The following is a 16,661-nucleotide window of genomic DNA, read 5'->3' as shown; positions in this document are numbered from 1 at the left end:
CAGAAACAATCATGGCGATTTCATGATCAGAGCTGCTGCCCCCAACTATTTTTTCCATTAGAGAAATTTTGTCGAACCAGCTTTTGTTTTGAATCCAATGATGACGATTTGCGCGCCGCGCTCCGTTTCCGGAGCCTCAGTGGTGCGGCTCTTTTTTATTCCGTTTGTTTTTCGTCCGTCTTGCCAGCGTGAGAAAAGTTTGTTACGATTATAGTTCGAACACAAGATAAAGGGAGTTTAGGCAAAATGAATACGCGCTCACTCATTTTTACGATTTACGGCGACTACATCCGCCACTACGGCGGTGAAATTTGGATCGGCAGCTTGATCCGCCTTCTCCGTGAGTTCGGCCATAACGACCAAGCCGTGCGGGCCGCGGTGTCGCGCATGAGCAAGCAAGGATGGATCCGGGCAGAAAAACGGGGCAACAAAAGCTACTATTCGCTCACCGTGCGCGGCGTCAAGCGGATGGAAGAGGCGGCGCGGCGCATTTACAAAACGCGCCCTGAGCATTGGGACGGGAAATGGCGCATTCTCATCTATACGATTCCTGAGGAGAAGCGGCATTTGCGTGATGAGCTGCGAAAGGAGCTTGTTTGGAGCGGGTTTGGCACGATGTCCAACAGCTGCTGGATTTCACCGAATAATCTGGAGCAACAAGTGTACGATTTGATTGACAAGTACGACATCCGCCCGTATGTCGACTTCTTTTTGGCTGAATACGATGGACCGCATACGAACAAGCAGTTGGTAGAAAAGTGCTGGAACTTAGAAGAGATCAACGAAAAATACGAGCAGTTTATTGCGGTTTACAGTCAGAAATACGTGATTGATAAACATAAAATCGAACGCGGCGAAATGTCGGACGCGGAATGTTTTGTCGAGCGGACGAAGCTCGTCCATGAATACCGGAAGTTTTTGTTCATCGACCCCGGCTTGCCGGAAGAGCTGTTGCCGAACGAGTGGATGGGAAACCATGCCGCCGCCTTGTTCAACGACTATTACCAACAACTCGCCGCACCGGCCAGCCGTTTCTTTGAAGCGGTGTTTCAGGAAGGGGCAGAGCTTGAGAAAAAGGAAGAGAAAGAAATGCCGGTGGAATAAATCGGGCTGCACGGCGAAACGACAGCTGTGCATCCCGGTTGCCGTTTATGGAACGTTTGGTATAGGAGTGTGGAAGAGGAAAGTTGCCTCCGAATGCGCTGGTTTGCTCGTGCACCCATCGTTGCCGGTTTTTCATTGTGGGCGTCGTATTGAACGATCACGAAATGACAAAATACCCGATTATATTGGGGAAGGAAGCACTAAATTTATGTTACACTCAAATCATTCTCATCTTCTAAAAAATGTGGTATTATATATAACGTATAACGTATTTTTCACGGATATTGAATGTAACGAATGATGTTTGTTGATTGCTTGATCTTCAGTATCCGACCATCCAAGGGGAGGCAAAATCAGTAACGCCGAGCTGGCGAGCTCGGTATCAAAGGCGTGAATGCACTTGGGATCATCAATGTTCATTAGTGTGTTATTCTGTCCTAAAAGGTAAATTTGTTCATAACGATGGACCCAGAAACGAAATTGCTGGGGGGAATTGTATGAGGAGATATATCTTGGTGAGTGTTATTTTGTGTTCCATAGCATTATTATTCTTCTTTAGTGAATATAGCGCTAATCGATCTCCTAATCAAGCAGCTGTTTCGGAAGGTTTTATTATTATGAAAGAAGGGGAAGTCTATTTAGTTGAAGATCAAGATTTTATTCAGGACGACGCCAATAAATTATCAATACAGGAATTAAGAAGAAAATACCATATGAGTAAGTTATGGATTACGGGAGCTGGTACTTTGGGAGGAATAAAAAACGGGCAAAAGGTCAGAGTGTGGTACTCAGAGATTCTAGAATCGTATCCTAGTAAAATTAAAGTTACGAAAATTGAGTCTATTCAATATAATTGAAATGTATAAATCATTCCGTTATTATAAAGGGGGCTGCTTTATGAAAAAAATTGTGTTTATCATTTTTGTCATGATTGTGTTTATCATGTCGTCTATAATGAATACCCCGGCAACCGTTCTTGCTCAAAAAAACAGTAATAATGCTTATGACATGATCAATTCAAAAGGCGAAATCATTAAGTATGAAGATTACATGAAAAAGTTAAAGAATTCAAGAGTTTTCGTCACGGAGGGATCGGAAGGCACCGGTGAAGTTCTTCCAAAAGCAGAGATCAATATAGATTTCAAAAAAAGTAAGCCTTACAAATATAATTTAAACCCTGAAACAACATATATCGGTGATAAATCTCCGAATGAATATTTTCCTCAGGTTGTGATTGGTGCTGATGGTCGTACAAAGGTCTCCAATACTTCAGTCCCCCCTTACAGACAAATTGCGTACATTGAATTGGAATTTAGAGATGGTTGGTATGCTTGCACTGGAACTGTTATTGGGAAAGATAAAGTTCTTACAAATGCACATTGTGTTATGGATGTTATGAATCAGTCCGGCGCGATAAATGGTTATGTATATCCCGCCATGAATAATAATATATATTCATACGGCGTATATCAAATAGTAGATTATTATATTACGAGCAACTATGTTCAAACAGGAGATCCAACCAAGACTTTGCAGTGCTTAAGCTTAGCACATATTCAGGGAAAAATATTGGTGATGTAGTCGGATACCTTCCGTTAAGACAAGTATCTAACATTCAAGGTACGTCAGTAAAGATTGATGGATATCCAGGGGATAAAATCGAACAGTATAAGGAAATATCTCAATGGGGAATGACAGGCTCTGTTTCCAAAGAAACCAATGAACTTGCATTTTATCAAATTGATACTTATAATGGGCAATCCGGTTCTTCTTTACTAAACTCATCAAACGAAATCGTTGCTGTTCATAGAGGGAGCTTTAGCATCAATGGTACTACTTACAATGGGGGGCCGAAAATGATTAAACCGGTATATGATTTTATTCGAGCAGCAATGCAAAATTAACTATAGGAGTGTTTGGAAGTTGAATTAATGGATCGTATGCTTTCCCGATTTTAAAAACATGGACTTACTATTTCTAAAAGGTGTGAACAGATCATGAATGATATTTGCCGTTTGCTTCATCTTCGTTATCCGATCATTCAAGGGGGGATGGGCAACATCAGCAACGCCGAGCTGGCAAGTGCCGTATCCGAAGCAGGGGGGCTTGGGACGATCGGCGCGGGCACGATGCCGCCCGATGAGGTGGAGGCGCTGATCGTCGAAACGAAGCGGCGCACGAGTCGCCCGTTTGCAGTGAACATTCCGCTGCAGGTGACGCCGCACGCCACGGAGATCGCCGAGCTTGTCATCCAACATCAAGTGCCGGTCGTTTCCCTTTCCGCCGGCAACCCGGCGCCATGGATTCCGCGTTTTGCGGAACATGGCATCAAGGTGATCGTGGTCGTCGCCTCGGTCAGCCAAGCGAAAAAAGCGGAAGCAGCCGGAGCCGATGTCGTTGTTGCCGAGGGGTATGAAGCGGCAGGGATCAATTCGCCGCTTGAGCTGACGACGATGACACTCATTCCGCAAGTCGCCAGCGCCGTCTGCATTCCTGTCGTCGCCGCGGGCGGCATCGGCGATGGCCGCGGTCTGCTGGCCGCGTTCGCTCTCGGCGCCCAAGGAGTGCAGCTCGGCACAAGGCTTGTGGCCACGAAAGAAGCACCGTTTCATGAAGCGTATAAACGGCGGCTCATTGAGGCAAAGGAAAATGAAACGGTCATTGTCGGCCGCTCGGTCGGGCGCATCCGCCGCGTCATGCGCACGCCGTATGCCGAGAAACTGCTTGAGTATGAACGGCAAGGCATGTCGCCTGAGCAGTTTCAACAATATACATCCGAGGATCGACATCGCCGCGGGGCTCTATCCGGTGATTTCGATGAGGGATTCATCAATGCCGGGCAGATCGCCGGTTTGATCGACGACGTGCCGACGGTGGCGGAGCTGTTTGAACAAATGATGACGGAAGCGAAAACGCAGTGGCAATCATTGTCCGGACTGTTTCGTTGATGTACGAAAGACGCCTGTCAAACGGCGTCTTTTTTTGACGATGAAAAATCATTTGGCAGAGGGTTGACACTCATCATCAACATCGTTACTATAAAAATAGTATAACGTTTTTATAACGTAACAATATTTTTTGTTATATTAACTTGAAAACGCTTTCAAGCGGTAAAGCAAAGGAGAGGGGAAGCGATGAATGTCATGCTATCGCCGAACATGTCGCAAGGATTGGATTTGTTTTTGCAAATGCGTGAACATGAACAGGTCGTGTTTTGTAACGATGAAGCGACCGGCCTAAGGGCGATCATCGCCATTCATAGCACCGCGCTTGGGCCGGCGCTTGGCGGCTGCCGGATGCATCCATATGCGACGACGGAAGAGGCGCTCGCCGATGCGCTTCGGCTGTCGAAAGGGATGACGTATAAATGCTTGGCGGCGGATGTCGATTTTGGCGGCGGCAAAGCGGTGATCATCGGCGACCCGCGCAAAGACAAATCGCCGGAACTGTTTCGCGCGTTCGGCCAGTTTGTCGAGTCATTAGGCGGCCGGTTTTATACGGGCACCGATATGGGAACGACGCCGGACGACTTTGTTCACGCCCTGAAAGAGACGAATTGCATCGTCGGCGTTCCGGAGGTGTACGGCGGAAGCGGCGACTCATCCGTGCCGACGGCCGAGGGTGTCGTGTACGGCATTCAGGCGACGAATCAAGTGGTGTTCGGCAGCCGGCACTTGCACGGCAAAACGTATGCAGTGCAAGGGCTCGGAAAAGTTGGAAAAAAAGTGGCGCTTCGTTTGCTCGAAGAAGGAGCCGACTTGTATGTGTGCGACTTGAACGAAGCGGCCGTCGAGGAGGTCGTGACGCACGGCAAACGAATCGGGGCGTCCGTCAAACCGGTGAGCGGAACGGACATTTATCGCGCTGAAGCCGATGTGTTCGTCCCATGTGCATTTGGCGGCGTCATCAACGATGACACGATCGCCGAGCTGCGGGTGAGGGCGGTCGTCGGTTCCGCGAACAATCAACTGGCGGACAAACGCCACGCCCGCCTGTTGAATGAAAAAGGCATCGTGTACGCCCCCGATTATATCGTCAACGCCGGCGGGCTCATTCAAGTGGCCGATGAACTTTACGGAGCGAACAAAGAGCGGGTGTTGGCGAAAACGAAAGCGATTTACGATACACTGCTCGCCATTTATGCGCGGGCCGAATCGGAAGGAATAACGACGGTCGAGGCGGCCGATCGGTTTTGCGAAGAGCGGCTCGAGAAGCGCAAACGCCGCAATCATTTCTTTACACACCAAAAGCGGCCGAAGTGGGATATTCGACGTTAATACGGGGTCTATTCATATGAAATCATTTATCTGAAAATATCGAATATACCATCTTATCTTTCAGTTCAGAGAAAAATTCTTTCGATTAGGAAATTCGATTTTCTAGAGGAAGCAAGAAATCAAAGTTGTGAGGAGGAATGATCATGAAACACGTCATCAAACGATTCGCAGCACCGATCGTTTTCGGGGTTTTGGTGCTCTCAGGCTGCGGAGGAGAAGAGAAGGCTGCGACGAACGGCGCGAAAGAAGATGGAAAGCCGAAAACGTTTACCATTGGTGTCACCCAAATCATTCAACACCCATCGTTGGATGCTGCCTTCAATGGATTTAAAAAGGCGCTCGAAGACGAGGGTTTTCAAGAAGGGAAAAACGTTCGGTACAATATTCAAAATGCCCAAGGCGACATGAACAACAGCCAAACGATCGCGAACAACTTTGTGTCAGACGGGATTGACCTCATTTTTGCCAACTCGACGCCAAGCGCCCAAAGCGCGCTCAACGCGACGAAAGACATTCCGATTGTGTTTACATCCGTGACCGATCCGGTCGGCGCCGGTTTAGTTCCATCGATGGACAAGGCGGGGGAAAACATTACGGGAACAACGGACAGCCATCCCGATGCCATTCGCAAAACGGTTCAATTCATCGATGAGCAGACGGATGCCAAAACCGTCGGGCTCATTTACAACGCCGGTGAACAAAATTCGTTGGCGCAAATCGAAAAAGTGAAGGAAGCGGCGAAGCAGACGGATTTGAAGTTCGTGGAAGCGTCGGTGTCGACAACAGCGGAAGTGAAGCAGGCCGCAGAATCGTTAGTGGGCAAAGCCGATGTCTTTTACATCGTGACCGATAACACCGTTGTATCCGCCATTGAATCTGTTGTCAGCGTTGCTAACGAGAAAAAAATCCCTGTTTTTACAGGAGAGCTCGATTCGTTAAAACGCGGCTGTTTTGCGGCGTACGGCTTTGATTACTACGACATCGGCTATCAAGCCGGACAAATGGCGGCCGCCATTTTAAAAGGGGAAGCCAAGCCGTCCGAGATCAAACCGGAATATCCGAAAAAACTGAAGCTCGTGATCAATAAACAAGCGGCGGAAAAACAAGGGATCAAACTGAAGCCGGAGTGGGATCAAATGGCGGAATACATGGAATGAAAGGATGAGCGCGGTTGTTGACGGCCATCACAGGAGCAGTGGAATCAGGATTGATCTATGCCATTATGGCGCTGGGAGTCTATTTGTCGTTTCGTGTTTTGGATTTCCCTGATTTAACCGTGGACGGGAGCTTTGTGACCGGAGCCGCGGTGGCGGCGACGTTGATTGTCAACGGGGTTAATCCGTTTGTGGCAACGTGTCTGGCTCTTTTCGTTGGATTCGCTGCCGGTTGTATGACCGGCCTTCTTCATACAGCTGGGAAGGTCAATCCGCTTTTGTCGGGCATTTTAATGATGATTGCGCTCTATTCCATCAACCTTCGCATCATGGGGCGTTCGAACGTGCCGCTTTTGAATGAAAAGACGGTTTTTACCACCATTCAACAATGGGGAACAACGCTCGGACTTGACTCGGCCGCGGCGAAAACATGGGGAATTCTCCTGTCAATGACGTTGCTTGCTCTTTTGTTTAAATGGTTCACCGACTGGTTTTTGCAGACGGAAATGGGGCTTGCGATTCGGGCGACGGGGGATAATCCGCGCATGATTCGCAGCCTGTCGGCGAACACCCATTTGCTCATTGTCTTAGGTTTGGGGCTTTCCAATGCCATGGTCGCGTTCTCGGGGGCGCTTGTGGCCCAGTACGGCGCGTTCGCCGATGTCGGGATGGGGATCGGCATGATCATTATCGGCCTTGCTTCTGTCATTATCGGTGAAGCCGTATTGGGAAAGAAAACGATCGCGCGGGCCACGCTTGCCGTGATCGGCGGGGCGATCATGTACCGCATTGTCGTCGGCCTCGCCTTGCGCGTCCAATTTCTCGAAACGGGGGATGTGAAGCTGATCACGGCATGTATGGTCATTTTGGCGCTTGTTGTTCCACAGCTTGTTCGTCAACAACAAGAGAAAAAACACAAAGAAGCAAAAAGGCGGAACCAAGCCGAGGCGGCAACGGCGGGCGCTGTCGGAAAGGGTGGGGCGGATGTTGCAGTTAAAAGGGATTTATAAAGTGTTCCATGAGGGGACGCCTGACGAAAAGATCGCGCTCCAAAACGTTCATCTAACGCTGCAAAAAGGCGACTTTGTCACCATTATCGGCAGCAATGGCGCGGGAAAATCGACGTTGATGAATTTGATTTCAGGAGTGCTGTTTCCTGACGAAGGAACGATTTGGATTGACGGTCAAGATGTCACGATGATGCCGGAATACGTCCGCTCCCGCTATATCGGAAGAGTGTTTCAAGATCCGATGGCGGGAACGGCGCCGAACATGACGATTGAGGAAAATTTGGCGTTGGCGTATGCGCGCAATCAAACGCGCACGCTCCGCCGCGGGGTGACGAAAAAACGGCGCGATGAGTTTCGCGAGCTGCTCGCGACCCTTCATCTCGGGTTGGAGGATCGCCTCCAGGCGAAAGTCGGCCTGCTTTCCGGCGGGGAGCGGCAGGCGTTGTCTTTGCTGATGGCGACCTTCACCGAACCGTCCATTTTGCTTTTGGATGAGCATACAGCGGCGCTCGACCCAGCGAGAGCGGAATTGATCACCAACTTAACAAAAGAGATTGTCGAGCGCTACCGATTGACGACCTTGATGGTCACCCATAACATGCAGCAAGCCATCAATTTAGGAAACCGCCTCATCATGATGGATAAAGGGCAGATTATTTTGGAAGTGGATGAGAAGGAAAAGAAACGCTTGACAGTGGAAAAGTTGCTGGCGGAATTTCGGCGGATTCGCGGAGAACAGCTCGCAAGCGACCGCGCGGTATTGAGTTGATGTTGTCAACGATGCGATGAGGAGGAATGGTATGGAACTCAACTTCCCTATCGTGCAAGTATTGAATGAAGAAGGAACGATCGTGCAGCCCGAGTATCGTGAACGAATCACAAAACCATTGACGATGACGATGTACCGTCATCTCATTCGAACACGAACGTTTGACCGAAAATGTGTCAGCCTGCAGCGGCAAGGGCGCATCGGGACGTATGTGCCGTACGAAGGGCAAGAGGGGTGTCAAGTCGGAAGCGCGCTTGCCCTCCGTGATGGCGATTGGATGTTTCCTACTTATCGCGACCATGGAGCGATGATGACGTTCGGCCGTTCCTTAACACAAACACTGTTGTACTGGAAAGGGCGTACAGAAGGATGCGTCCCGCCCGAGGGAAAAAAAATTGTTCCGCCAAGCGTCCCGATTGCCACGCAACTTCCACATGCGGCAGGGGCGGCGTGCGCGGAAAAGTGGAAGGGGACGAACAATGCGGTCATTGTGTACTTCGGTGATGGAGCGACATCTGAAGGGGATTTTCATGAGGGGCTTAATTTCGCAAGCGTTTTCAATGCGCCTGTCGTCTTTTTCAACCAAAACAACCAATATGCGATTTCCGTTCCGATGACCCGTCAGATGAAGACAAAAACGATTGCCCAAAAAGCACTGGCGTACGACATTCCCGGTCTTCGCATCGATGGGAATGACGTGTTTGCCGTCTATTTCCACACAGCTGAGGCGCTTGAACGGGCGAGAAACGGAGGAGGGCCGACGTTAATCGAAGCGGTGACATGGCGTTACGGCGCGCATACGACGTCCGATGATCCGTCAAGATATCGCGACCAAGAGGAAAGCCAGAAACGGCGTGAAACAACCGATCCGATCAAGCGGGTCGAACGGTTCATGCAACGGGAAGGCTGGTGGGATGAAGAGTGGGCAAATCAAGTGCAAGCAGAAGTGGACGCGGAAATTGAGCAGGCAGTGGCCGAAATGGAACGTTATCCAAAAGCGGATGCGTCGGATATGTTTGACTTTGTGTTCGCCCAACCGACATGGACGATCGCGGAGCAGAAAGAAGCGTATCTTCAGTGGAAGCGGGGGATGGCAAGATGATCACCGAGGTGGGGACGAAATCGCTTACGCTTGTGCAAGCGGTCAATGATGCGCTTCGCATCATGCTAAAAGAGCGTGAAGATGTCATCCTGCTCGGGGAAGACATCGGCAAAAATGGCGGTGTGTTTCGCGCTACCGAAGGATTGCTTGAGGAATTTGGCGAGGAGAGGGTGATTGACACACCGTTAAGCGAAGCAGGATTTACTGGCGCAGCGATTGGAATGGCGCTGAATGGATTTCGTCCGGTCGTAGAAATTCAGTTTTTAGGTTTTATCTATCCAGCCTATGAACAAATCATGACCCATGCGGCACGCATGCGTTCGCGGACGAGAGGGCATTTTACCGTTCCCTTGGTCATTCGCGCCCCGTACGGCGCGGGCGTGCGAGCTCCGGAAATTCATTCGGACAGCACGGAAGCGCTGTTTACCCATATGCCAGGGATCAAAGTCGTCTGCCCTGCGTCGCCGTATGATGCCAAAGGGTTGCTTATTGCTGCGATTGAAGATCCGGACCCTGTCCTCTTCTTAGAACCGATGCGCAGTTATCGTGCGTTTCGCGAAGACGTTCCGGAAGGAAAATATACGATTGAAATCGGCAAAGGAAAAAAACGGCGCGAAGGGGATGATGTGACCGTCATTGCCTGGGGAGCCATGGTGCCAGTCGCCATGAAGGCGGCGGAAGAAGCGGAGAAAAAAGGGATTTATGCCGATGTCATCGACTTGCGCACGCTTTATCCGCTTGACAGAGATATGATCGCTGAGTCGGTGCAAAAGACAGGAAGAACCGTGATCGTTCAGGAAGCGCACGCCACAGGCGGATTGGCCAATGACATTCTGGCTGTCATTAACGATACTTCGTTTTTCTATCAAAAAGCGCCAGCCGAACGGGTGACTGGATTTGACGTCCCTGTGCCGTTTTTCGCCTATGAAGACGATTATTTGCCAACGCCTGCGCGCGTGTTGCATGCGATAGAAAAAGTCATGCGCTTCTAGTTGCGCCCGACGTGATCGGAAGCGCAAAGAAAGAGCCATGCCCTTTCGGCTGGCTCTTTTTCCGTTTTGGCCGTCGACGATGTGGAAGGCGCTACGGCCGATGATGCCCCAGCTGTTCGCGATACTCTTTTCCTTTTTGCACGTATGTATCAATCGACAGCTGGATGAGCTCAAGGTCTTTATCCGTCAGCTCGCGCACCACTTTTCCAGGGGAGCCGATGACGAGCGAGCGGGGCGGAATCTTTTTGCCGGACGGAATCAACGTGTTGGCGCCGATGATGCATTCTTCACCGATTTCGGCTCCGTCCAAAATCGTCGACCCCATGCCGATGATCGAGCGCCGGCGGATCGTGCAACCGTGAAGGATCACATTATGCCCAACCGTCACTTCGTCTTCCACAATGAGCGGCGATCCTTCGTACAAATGGCAGGTCGTATTGTCTTGAATGCTCGTTCGGGCGCCGATCGTAATCGGCCCTTCATCGCCGCGCAGCACGGCGTTGAACCAAATGCTCGATTCCGGCCCAACGGTGACGTCTCCAATCAAATAGGCTCCCGGGGCAATGAATGCGGTTTCGTGAACATTCGGACGTTTTCCGTTATACGGATACAGCATCCCCATCCCCCTTCAATTGGTGATCCGTATAACAAGAAGTATAACACATTTCGTACGAGAACGGAAATGGCCGGAATGAAAAATGCCTTTTTCCGTATCGGGAAGCATAGATCCATGCGCAACGACGCGGGAAGCGAAAGCGGCAACAGGGCAGATATTAGCTTTTGATGGCTAGACGGAGATCAGCGATCGCCGCTTCATGTTCAAGCGATCGGCGGCATAACATGTCGATGATCCGTTCTTGGCGCAACAATAGTTGTAGTTGTTGCTCTTGATTTTGCTCAAGCCGCTTCACGATCGCATCGATTTCCCGAATGGCTTGATGAACGGCGGCAAATTCCTTTGCCATGTCCGCTTTAAGTTCATTCAACTCCGCTTTCGTCGCCATATTCGCTTTGATGTCTTCGAGCTCCTGTTTGGTGGCCATATTGGCTTTGATGTCCTCGAGCTCTTCCTTGGTAGCCATGCGTGCTTTGATGTCTTCGAGCTCCTGCTTGGTGGCCATATTGGCTTTGATGTCCTCGAGTTCTTCCTTGGTAGCCATGCGTGCTTTGATGTCTTCGAGCTCCTGCTTGGTGGCCATATTGGCTTTGATGTCTTCGAGTTCTTCCTTGGTGGCCATGCGTGCTTTGATGTCTTCGAGCTCCTGCTTGGTGGCCATATTGGCTTTGATGTCTTCGAGTTCTTCCTTGGTGGCCATGTGCTCTTTCATTTCCGCTATTTCCTGCTGCATGGTTTCAAGCTTGTCCAAAATAAGATGCCACGGTTCGCTCATGGGTAACATCCTTTCCTAATCGTCGATAAGATAAGGAATTTGCGGTGGACACAAAGATGAAGATGAGATGGAAAAGAGGAAATGATGCTGTTGGGGAAACGGCGATTCCCTGCCATTGATTATACATGATCAACAAAACACGGAAAAGGTTTTTTCTGTACAATGAAAAAACGAAAAGCGAGGCATATTTTATTTAAATAATATTATTTTTCTTAATATTGATGCTTTATAATCACAATTATGAATCATGCAAAATTTTTTTGACAATATAAACATAATGAATTATTATATTAAAAGAATTTAAAGGAGGTAGGTAGTGGTTATGTCATCCATCGACAAGCAACAAATCGCTTCCAGCGTTCCCCAGCGCGGCTTTTTCGGCCATCCGAAAGGGCTGTTCACATTATTTTTTACGGAGTTTTGGGAGCGCTTTTCGTACTACGGCATGCGCGCCATTTTAGTGTATTACATGTACTATGAAGTATCCAAAGGAGGACTGGGGCTTGATGAACATCTAGCGCTCGCGATTATGTCGATTTACGGGGCGCTTGTGTACATGTCCGGAATCATCGGCGGCTGGCTTGCCGACCGGGTGTTTGGGACATCGCGCGCGGTCTTTTACGGCGGCCTTCTCATTATGGCCGGTCATATCGCCCTGGCGATTCCGGGCGGGGTGGCGGCGCTGTTTGTGTCGATGACGCTCATCGTCCTGGGAACCGGGTTGTTGAAACCAAACGTCTCAAGCATTGTCGGCGATATGTATCAGCCTGGCGATGACCGCCGCGATGCTGGATTCAGCATTTTTTACATGGGCATTAACCTTGGAGCGTTCCTTGCTCCGTTAGTTGTCGGCACGGTGGGGATGAAGTACAATTTCCATCTCGGCTTCGGACTTGCGGCTGTCGGGATGTTTCTCGGATTGATTGTCTTCATCGCGACAAGAAAGAAAAATCTCGGGTTGGCGGGGACGTACGTGCCGAATCCATTGACGCCAGCGGAAAAGAAAAAAGCGGCAACGATCATCGCTGTGGGAGCAGTCGTCATTGCCGTACTGCTTGCGATCTTGATTCCGAACGGTTTGTTTACTGTGGAAACGTTTATTTCTCTTGTCGGCATCTTAGGAATCATCATCCCAATCATCTATTTTGTCGTGATGTACCGCAGCCCGAAAACGACAGCGGAAGAGCGGCCGCGTGTGATCGCCTACATTCCGCTGTTTATCGCTTCGGCGATGTTTTGGGCGATTCAAGAGCAAGGATCGACGATTTTGGCAAACTATGCGGATAAGCGGACGCAGTTGGATGTAGCAGGCATCCACTTGTCGCCTGCGTGGTTCCAATCGCTGAACCCGTTATTTATCATCGCTTTAGCACCGGTGTTCGCCTGGATGTGGGTGAAGCTCGGCAAACGGCAGCCGACGATCCCGCAAAAATTCGCGTTCGGCCTGTTGTTTGCCGGCCTGTCGTTCATCGTCATCCTCGTTCCGGGTCATTTGAGCGGCGGAGGGCTTGTCCATCCGATTTGGCTCGTGTTGAGCTACTTCATCGTCGTGCTTGGCGAGCTTTGCCTGTCGCCGGTCGGCCTGTCGGCGACGACGAAACTTGCCCCTGCGGCCTTCTCAGCGCAAACGATGAGCCTTTGGTTTTTATCGAACGCCGCCGCGCAAGCGATCAATGCTCAGTTGGTGCGCTTTTACACCCCGGAAAACGAAACGATGTATTTCGGCACGATCGGCGGTGCGGCGATTGTGTTAAGCATCATCTTGTTTTCGCTCGCGCCGAGCATTCAGCGGCTGATGAAGGGCGTTCGTTAATATCGCACTGACTTTTGTATCAACAGGGAAAACAGATGATCAAAAAGGTTGCAAACTTGTGATAGGATGCTCTGCGTTAGCAGGGCGTCTTTTTTTATTCAAAAAATATTTACACAAATCAAAAAATAAGTTCAGACAGTATTTACAAAAATGGATTACGATGGAATAGACAAGAGGAAAGGGGAGAGAAGCGGATGGCGTTTCTTGAACTGGTCGAGGTGACGAAATCGTATGGAGGCAAAAAGAGCGCGGTCGAGAATGTGAATGTCGCGATTGAATCAGGGGAGTTTTTTGTTCTTGTCGGCCCATCGGGATGCGGCAAAAGCACGATTTTGCGGCTGATCGCTGGCCTTGAGCCGCTGACATCAGGATATGTGCTGATCGACGGGCAAGTGGCGAACGATTGGCCTCCTCATGCCCGCCGGTTATCGATGGTTTTTCAAAACTACGCGCTATATCCGCATTTGACGGTGGAGCAAAATATGCGGATTGTCTTGCAGGCGCAAAAGGTGCCGAAAGAGGAACAAGTGAAACGTTGCATGGAAGCGGCGGAACTGCTCGGGCTGACCGATGTGTTGCAGAGGAAGCCGCGGGAATTGTCAGGGGGGCAGCGTCAGCGCGTCGCCTTAGGACGGGCGATCGTCGCACAAACTCCGCTTTGTTTAATGGATGAACCACTCTCCAATTTAGATGCCAAACTGCGGGCGAAAATGCGGAGCGAGCTTCGCCGTCTGCAGCGTCAGCTCGGCATGACCGTTATTTATGTCACTCACGATCAAACGGAAGCGATGACAATGGCCGATCGGATGATGATTTTGCATGACGGCCGTCCGCAGCAAATCGGCAGCCCGCTCGATGTATACAATAGCCCGGATAACACGTTTGTCGCTTCATTTATTGGAACACCGCCGATGAATTTGGCGGAAGCGCATGTGCTGGAACATTCACTCTTATTGCAAAACGAACGGCCCATCCGCCTCATGCGCCGTTCCTTGCCGAAGGCTGAACGGGTGACTGTCGGACTGCGGCCGGAACATATTGATCGGGCCGAATCCGGAGAAGAACATATGGCGGCCAAAGTCAGCCATATCGAGTGGCTCGGCAATGAAACGTTAGTGACGTTTGAGTTGGCGAAAACTCTTTATTGGACGGCACGATGGAACGGACAATGGCGTATCCGTTTGGGGGAAGTGGTGCCGTTGGCGTTTGATGAGCAGGCTCTCCTTTTTTTCGATGAGCGTGGAAAGCGGATCGGGGCGCCGTCCATCAAGCGAGAGGAGGTGCGGGTTCGCCGATGAATGAGCGCGTTTCACCGGTTTTCCCCCCAGCGCCATGGTCGGTCCGGACGAAGCGGGCGGCGCGGCAGGCCGCAATGAAATCGTGGTTGGAAGGGATGGTGTATCTTTTTCCTTCGCTCCTGCTGTTTGGCGTGTTTCTCTTTTACCCGTTGGGGAGGACGATGTATTTAAGCGTGTTTCACACGGATTATCAAGGGCAGCCGACGGAATTTGCCGGTTTGGCGCATTTTGTCGCCCTGCTTCAAGATGATTCGTTTTGGCATAGTTTGAAGGCGACGATTCTGTTTGCGGCGCTCACTGTCCCGACGACGGTCGCCGTTTCGTTCGGTTTAGCGTTGCTCGTTCATGAAACGCGGAAAGGAATCGGGATCTTCCGGACGATTTTTGCTTCTACGATGGGGATGAGCGTGGGAGTCGCTTCGGTGATTTGGATGTTTATGTACAATCCGGCGATCGGGATCATCAATCGTTTGTTGTCCGCGATCGGCGGGGTTCCTGTTTCATGGCTCCTTGACCAGGACACGGCATTGTATGCGGTGGCGGCGGCGACGATCTGGATGAATATCGGGATGACCTTTTTATTGTTGCTGGCCGGCCTGCAAAACATCGATCCATCCTTGTACGAAAGCGCACGCATCGCTGGAATGAGCTATTGGCGCCAGCTGTGGACAGTGACTGTGCCGCTGTTGTCGCCGACGTTGTTTTTTGTCACGACTGTCTCGCTCATTCAAGCGCTGCAAACGTTCGGACAAATTGACTTTTTAACGAAAGGCGGGCCGGTGGAGGCCACGAATGTGTTCGTTTACGCGATTTACAGGGAAGCGTTCGTCAACTATCAGTTTGGTTCCGCGAGCGCGCAAGCCATTGTACTTTTTCTCATCATCGCCCTCGTCACTTTTTTGCAGTTTCGGTTTGCCGAGAGGAAGGTGCATTACCAATGAGAGCGGCGTGGGCAACGGCTCGCTATGTGTTGTTATGCCTATGCTCGGTTGTCATCTTGTTTCCAGTGGCTTATGCTCTTCTGATGAGTTTGATGGATGGAGCCGCTATTTTGTCAGGACGCCTATGGCCTGAGAATTGGACATTGGTCAATTATGAGGCCGCGTTTCAACAGGCGCCGCTTGGGAGATATTTATGGAACAGCTTTTTTGTGGCTTTCATGATTACATTGGGGCGCCTCATCGTGTCAAGTCTCGCCGCTTTCGCTTTTGTGTTTCTCCGCTTTCCGGGTCGGGATCGGTGGTTTTACATTTGCATTGCCACTATGCTCGTTCCGTGGGAAGCGACTGTGATCCCAAACTTTTTGACAATCCAAGTGCTTGGCTGGACAAACCATTACGTAGGGCTCATCGTGCCGTTTTGGGCGATGGCGTTTGGCATCTTTTTATTGCGGCAGCAGTTTAAGCAAATTCCGCACGAGCTGTATGAGGCGGCGCAGTTGTCCGGCATCGGGAATTTCCGCTTTTTTTGCCGCGTCGTATTGCCGCTTTCAAAAACGAGTTTGGTAACGCTGGCTGTTTACAGCTTTTTGGACGCTTGGAATATGTATTTATGGCCGTTGCTCGTTACAAACGATGATCGCGTCCGCACCGTGCAGATCGGGCTCAAGCAGCTGCAGACGCAAGAGATCGCCAGCAGCTGGGGCGTCGTTATGGCAGCGGCGGTTATCGCGATGCTTCCGACTTTGTTGCTGTTGTTTGCCGGACAGAAGCAATTGCGCAAAGGGCTTATGCAAGGAGCGATTCAATAGT

17 protein-coding genes are annotated in these 16,661 nt (G+C 50.4%); 15 read left to right on the top strand and 2 right to left on the bottom strand.

Annotation, left to right across the window (positions count from 1 at the left end; translation table 11 throughout):
- Positions 1-246: 246 nt before the first annotated feature.
- The 11 genes from paaX to BJQ97_RS09740 all read left to right on the top strand — a co-directional run bounded on the left by paaX (position 247) and on the right by BJQ97_RS09740 (position 10,408).
- Positions 247-1,104, top strand: a complete 858-nt coding sequence (gene paaX, locus BJQ97_RS09785; protein ID WP_160156422.1) for a phenylacetic acid degradation operon negative regulatory protein PaaX — start codon at positions 247-249, stop codon at positions 1,102-1,104.
- Positions 1,105-1,601: 497 nt separating this feature from the next.
- Positions 1,602-1,961, top strand: coding sequence for a DUF3221 domain-containing protein (locus tag BJQ97_RS09780; RefSeq protein ID WP_160156421.1), 360 nt, complete (start codon positions 1,602-1,604; stop codon positions 1,959-1,961).
- Between the two features lie 40 nt (positions 1,962-2,001).
- Entirely contained in the window at positions 2,002-2,685 is a 684-nt protein-coding gene (locus BJQ97_RS09775) for a trypsin-like serine peptidase (RefSeq protein WP_236567207.1), read from the top strand.
- On the top strand, positions 2,640-3,008 hold the full coding sequence (locus BJQ97_RS17685; protein ID WP_236567206.1) for a hypothetical protein: 369 nt from the start codon (positions 2,640-2,642) through the stop codon (positions 3,006-3,008). Before BJQ97_RS09775 ends, BJQ97_RS17685 begins: the two co-directional genes overlap by 46 nt.
- Positions 3,009-3,101: 93 nt before the next feature.
- Positions 3,102-4,052 carry an NAD(P)H-dependent flavin oxidoreductase gene (locus BJQ97_RS09770; RefSeq protein WP_160156420.1) on the top strand — a complete coding sequence of 317 codons (951 nt, stop codon included), beginning with the start codon at positions 3,102-3,104 and terminating at the stop codon, positions 4,050-4,052.
- Positions 4,053-4,238: 186 nt separating this feature from the next.
- Positions 4,239-5,381 carry a Leu/Phe/Val dehydrogenase gene (locus BJQ97_RS09765; RefSeq protein ID WP_160156419.1) on the top strand — a complete coding sequence of 381 codons (1,143 nt, stop codon included), beginning with the start codon at positions 4,239-4,241 and terminating at the stop codon, positions 5,379-5,381.
- 143 nt (positions 5,382-5,524) lie between these two features.
- Positions 5,525-6,538, top strand: a complete 1,014-nt coding sequence (locus BJQ97_RS09760; RefSeq protein WP_160156418.1) for an ABC transporter substrate-binding protein — start codon at positions 5,525-5,527, stop codon at positions 6,536-6,538.
- A gap of 14 nt (positions 6,539-6,552) precedes the next feature.
- Positions 6,553-7,545 carry an ABC transporter permease gene (locus BJQ97_RS09755; RefSeq protein WP_160156417.1) on the top strand — a complete coding sequence of 331 codons (993 nt, stop codon included), beginning with the start codon at positions 6,553-6,555 and terminating at the stop codon, positions 7,543-7,545.
- The gene (locus tag BJQ97_RS09750) at positions 7,520-8,314 is read left to right on the top strand and encodes an ABC transporter ATP-binding protein (RefSeq protein ID WP_160156416.1); all 795 of its coding nucleotides are present in this window, start codon (positions 7,520-7,522) and stop codon (positions 8,312-8,314) included. The genes BJQ97_RS09755 and BJQ97_RS09750 overlap by 26 nt, the downstream gene beginning before the upstream one ends.
- A 31-nt stretch (positions 8,315-8,345) precedes the next feature.
- Positions 8,346-9,416: a pyruvate dehydrogenase (acetyl-transferring) E1 component subunit alpha gene (gene pdhA / locus BJQ97_RS09745; RefSeq protein WP_160156415.1), complete on the top strand. Its 1,071-nt coding sequence runs from the start codon at positions 8,346-8,348 to the stop codon at positions 9,414-9,416.
- The gene (locus BJQ97_RS09740; protein ID WP_160156414.1) at positions 9,413-10,408 is read left to right on the top strand and encodes an alpha-ketoacid dehydrogenase subunit beta; all 996 of its coding nucleotides are present in this window, start codon (positions 9,413-9,415) and stop codon (positions 10,406-10,408) included. The genes pdhA and BJQ97_RS09740 overlap by 4 nt, the downstream gene beginning before the upstream one ends.
- A gap of 91 nt (positions 10,409-10,499) precedes the next feature.
- On the opposite strand, the gene BJQ97_RS09735 is transcribed toward BJQ97_RS09740, so the two are convergent.
- A complete protein-coding gene (locus BJQ97_RS09735) occupies positions 10,500-11,024 on the bottom strand; it encodes a gamma carbonic anhydrase family protein (RefSeq protein ID WP_160156413.1) in 525 nt (174 codons plus the stop codon).
- Between the two features lie 157 nt (positions 11,025-11,181).
- On the bottom strand, positions 11,182-11,799 hold the full coding sequence (locus BJQ97_RS09730) for a hypothetical protein (protein WP_160156412.1): 618 nt from the start codon (positions 11,797-11,799) through the stop codon (positions 11,182-11,184).
- A 322-nt stretch (positions 11,800-12,121) separates the two neighbouring features.
- On the opposite strand from BJQ97_RS09730, the gene BJQ97_RS09725 reads away from it, so the two are divergent.
- From BJQ97_RS09725 to BJQ97_RS09710, 4 genes are all read left to right on the top strand, one after another.
- A complete protein-coding gene (locus BJQ97_RS09725; RefSeq protein WP_160157592.1) occupies positions 12,122-13,612 on the top strand; it encodes a peptide MFS transporter in 1,491 nt (496 codons plus the stop codon).
- Between the two features lie 194 nt (positions 13,613-13,806).
- The gene (locus BJQ97_RS09720) at positions 13,807-14,910 is read left to right on the top strand and encodes an ABC transporter ATP-binding protein (RefSeq protein WP_160156411.1); all 1,104 of its coding nucleotides are present in this window, start codon (positions 13,807-13,809) and stop codon (positions 14,908-14,910) included.
- Complete coding sequence (locus tag BJQ97_RS09715) at positions 14,907-15,851, top strand: carbohydrate ABC transporter permease (protein ID WP_160156410.1); 945 nt, start codon at positions 14,907-14,909, stop codon at positions 15,849-15,851. The genes BJQ97_RS09720 and BJQ97_RS09715 overlap by 4 nt, the downstream gene beginning before the upstream one ends.
- On the top strand, positions 15,848-16,660 hold the full coding sequence (locus tag BJQ97_RS09710; RefSeq protein ID WP_160156409.1) for a carbohydrate ABC transporter permease: 813 nt from the start codon (positions 15,848-15,850) through the stop codon (positions 16,658-16,660). Before BJQ97_RS09715 ends, BJQ97_RS09710 begins: the two co-directional genes overlap by 4 nt.
- The last annotated feature ends 1 nt before the right edge of the window (position 16,661 follow it).

Source organism: Geobacillus sp. TFV-3 (genome assembly GCF_009901865.1).
GTDB classification, from domain to species: Bacteria; Bacillota; Bacilli; order Bacillales; family Anoxybacillaceae; genus Geobacillus; species Geobacillus thermoleovorans_A.
The sequence above is the reverse complement of the archived record's forward strand: the minus strand, read 5'-3'. Positions and strand labels throughout refer to the sequence as shown.

Coding starts and splice junctions, on each gene's coding strand:
- BJQ97_RS09730 (WP_160156412.1), bottom strand. CDS start 11,799: ATGAGCGAACCGTGGCATCTTATTTTGGACAAGCTTGAAACCATGCAG.
- BJQ97_RS09725 (WP_160157592.1), top strand. CDS start 12,122: ATGTCATCCATCGACAAGCAACAAATCGCTTCCAGCGTTCCCCAGCGC.
- BJQ97_RS09735 (WP_160156413.1), bottom strand. CDS start 11,024: ATGCTGTATCCGTATAACGGAAAACGTCCGAATGTTCACGAAACCGCA.
- BJQ97_RS09780 (WP_160156421.1), top strand. CDS start 1,602: ATGAGGAGATATATCTTGGTGAGTGTTATTTTGTGTTCCATAGCATTA.
- BJQ97_RS09750 (WP_160156416.1), top strand. CDS start 7,520: ATGTTGCAGTTAAAAGGGATTTATAAAGTGTTCCATGAGGGGACGCCT.
- BJQ97_RS09740 (WP_160156414.1), top strand. CDS start 9,413: ATGATCACCGAGGTGGGGACGAAATCGCTTACGCTTGTGCAAGCGGTC.
- pdhA (WP_160156415.1), top strand. CDS start 8,346: ATGGAACTCAACTTCCCTATCGTGCAAGTATTGAATGAAGAAGGAACG.
- BJQ97_RS09770 (WP_160156420.1), top strand. CDS start 3,102: ATGAATGATATTTGCCGTTTGCTTCATCTTCGTTATCCGATCATTCAA.
- BJQ97_RS09775 (WP_236567207.1), top strand. CDS start 2,002: ATGAAAAAAATTGTGTTTATCATTTTTGTCATGATTGTGTTTATCATG.
- BJQ97_RS09765 (WP_160156419.1), top strand. CDS start 4,239: ATGAATGTCATGCTATCGCCGAACATGTCGCAAGGATTGGATTTGTTT.
- BJQ97_RS09720 (WP_160156411.1), top strand. CDS start 13,807: ATGGCGTTTCTTGAACTGGTCGAGGTGACGAAATCGTATGGAGGCAAA.
- paaX (WP_160156422.1), top strand. CDS start 247: ATGAATACGCGCTCACTCATTTTTACGATTTACGGCGACTACATCCGC.
- BJQ97_RS09760 (WP_160156418.1), top strand. CDS start 5,525: ATGAAACACGTCATCAAACGATTCGCAGCACCGATCGTTTTCGGGGTT.
- BJQ97_RS09710 (WP_160156409.1), top strand. CDS start 15,848: ATGAGAGCGGCGTGGGCAACGGCTCGCTATGTGTTGTTATGCCTATGC.
- BJQ97_RS09715 (WP_160156410.1), top strand. CDS start 14,907: ATGAATGAGCGCGTTTCACCGGTTTTCCCCCCAGCGCCATGGTCGGTC.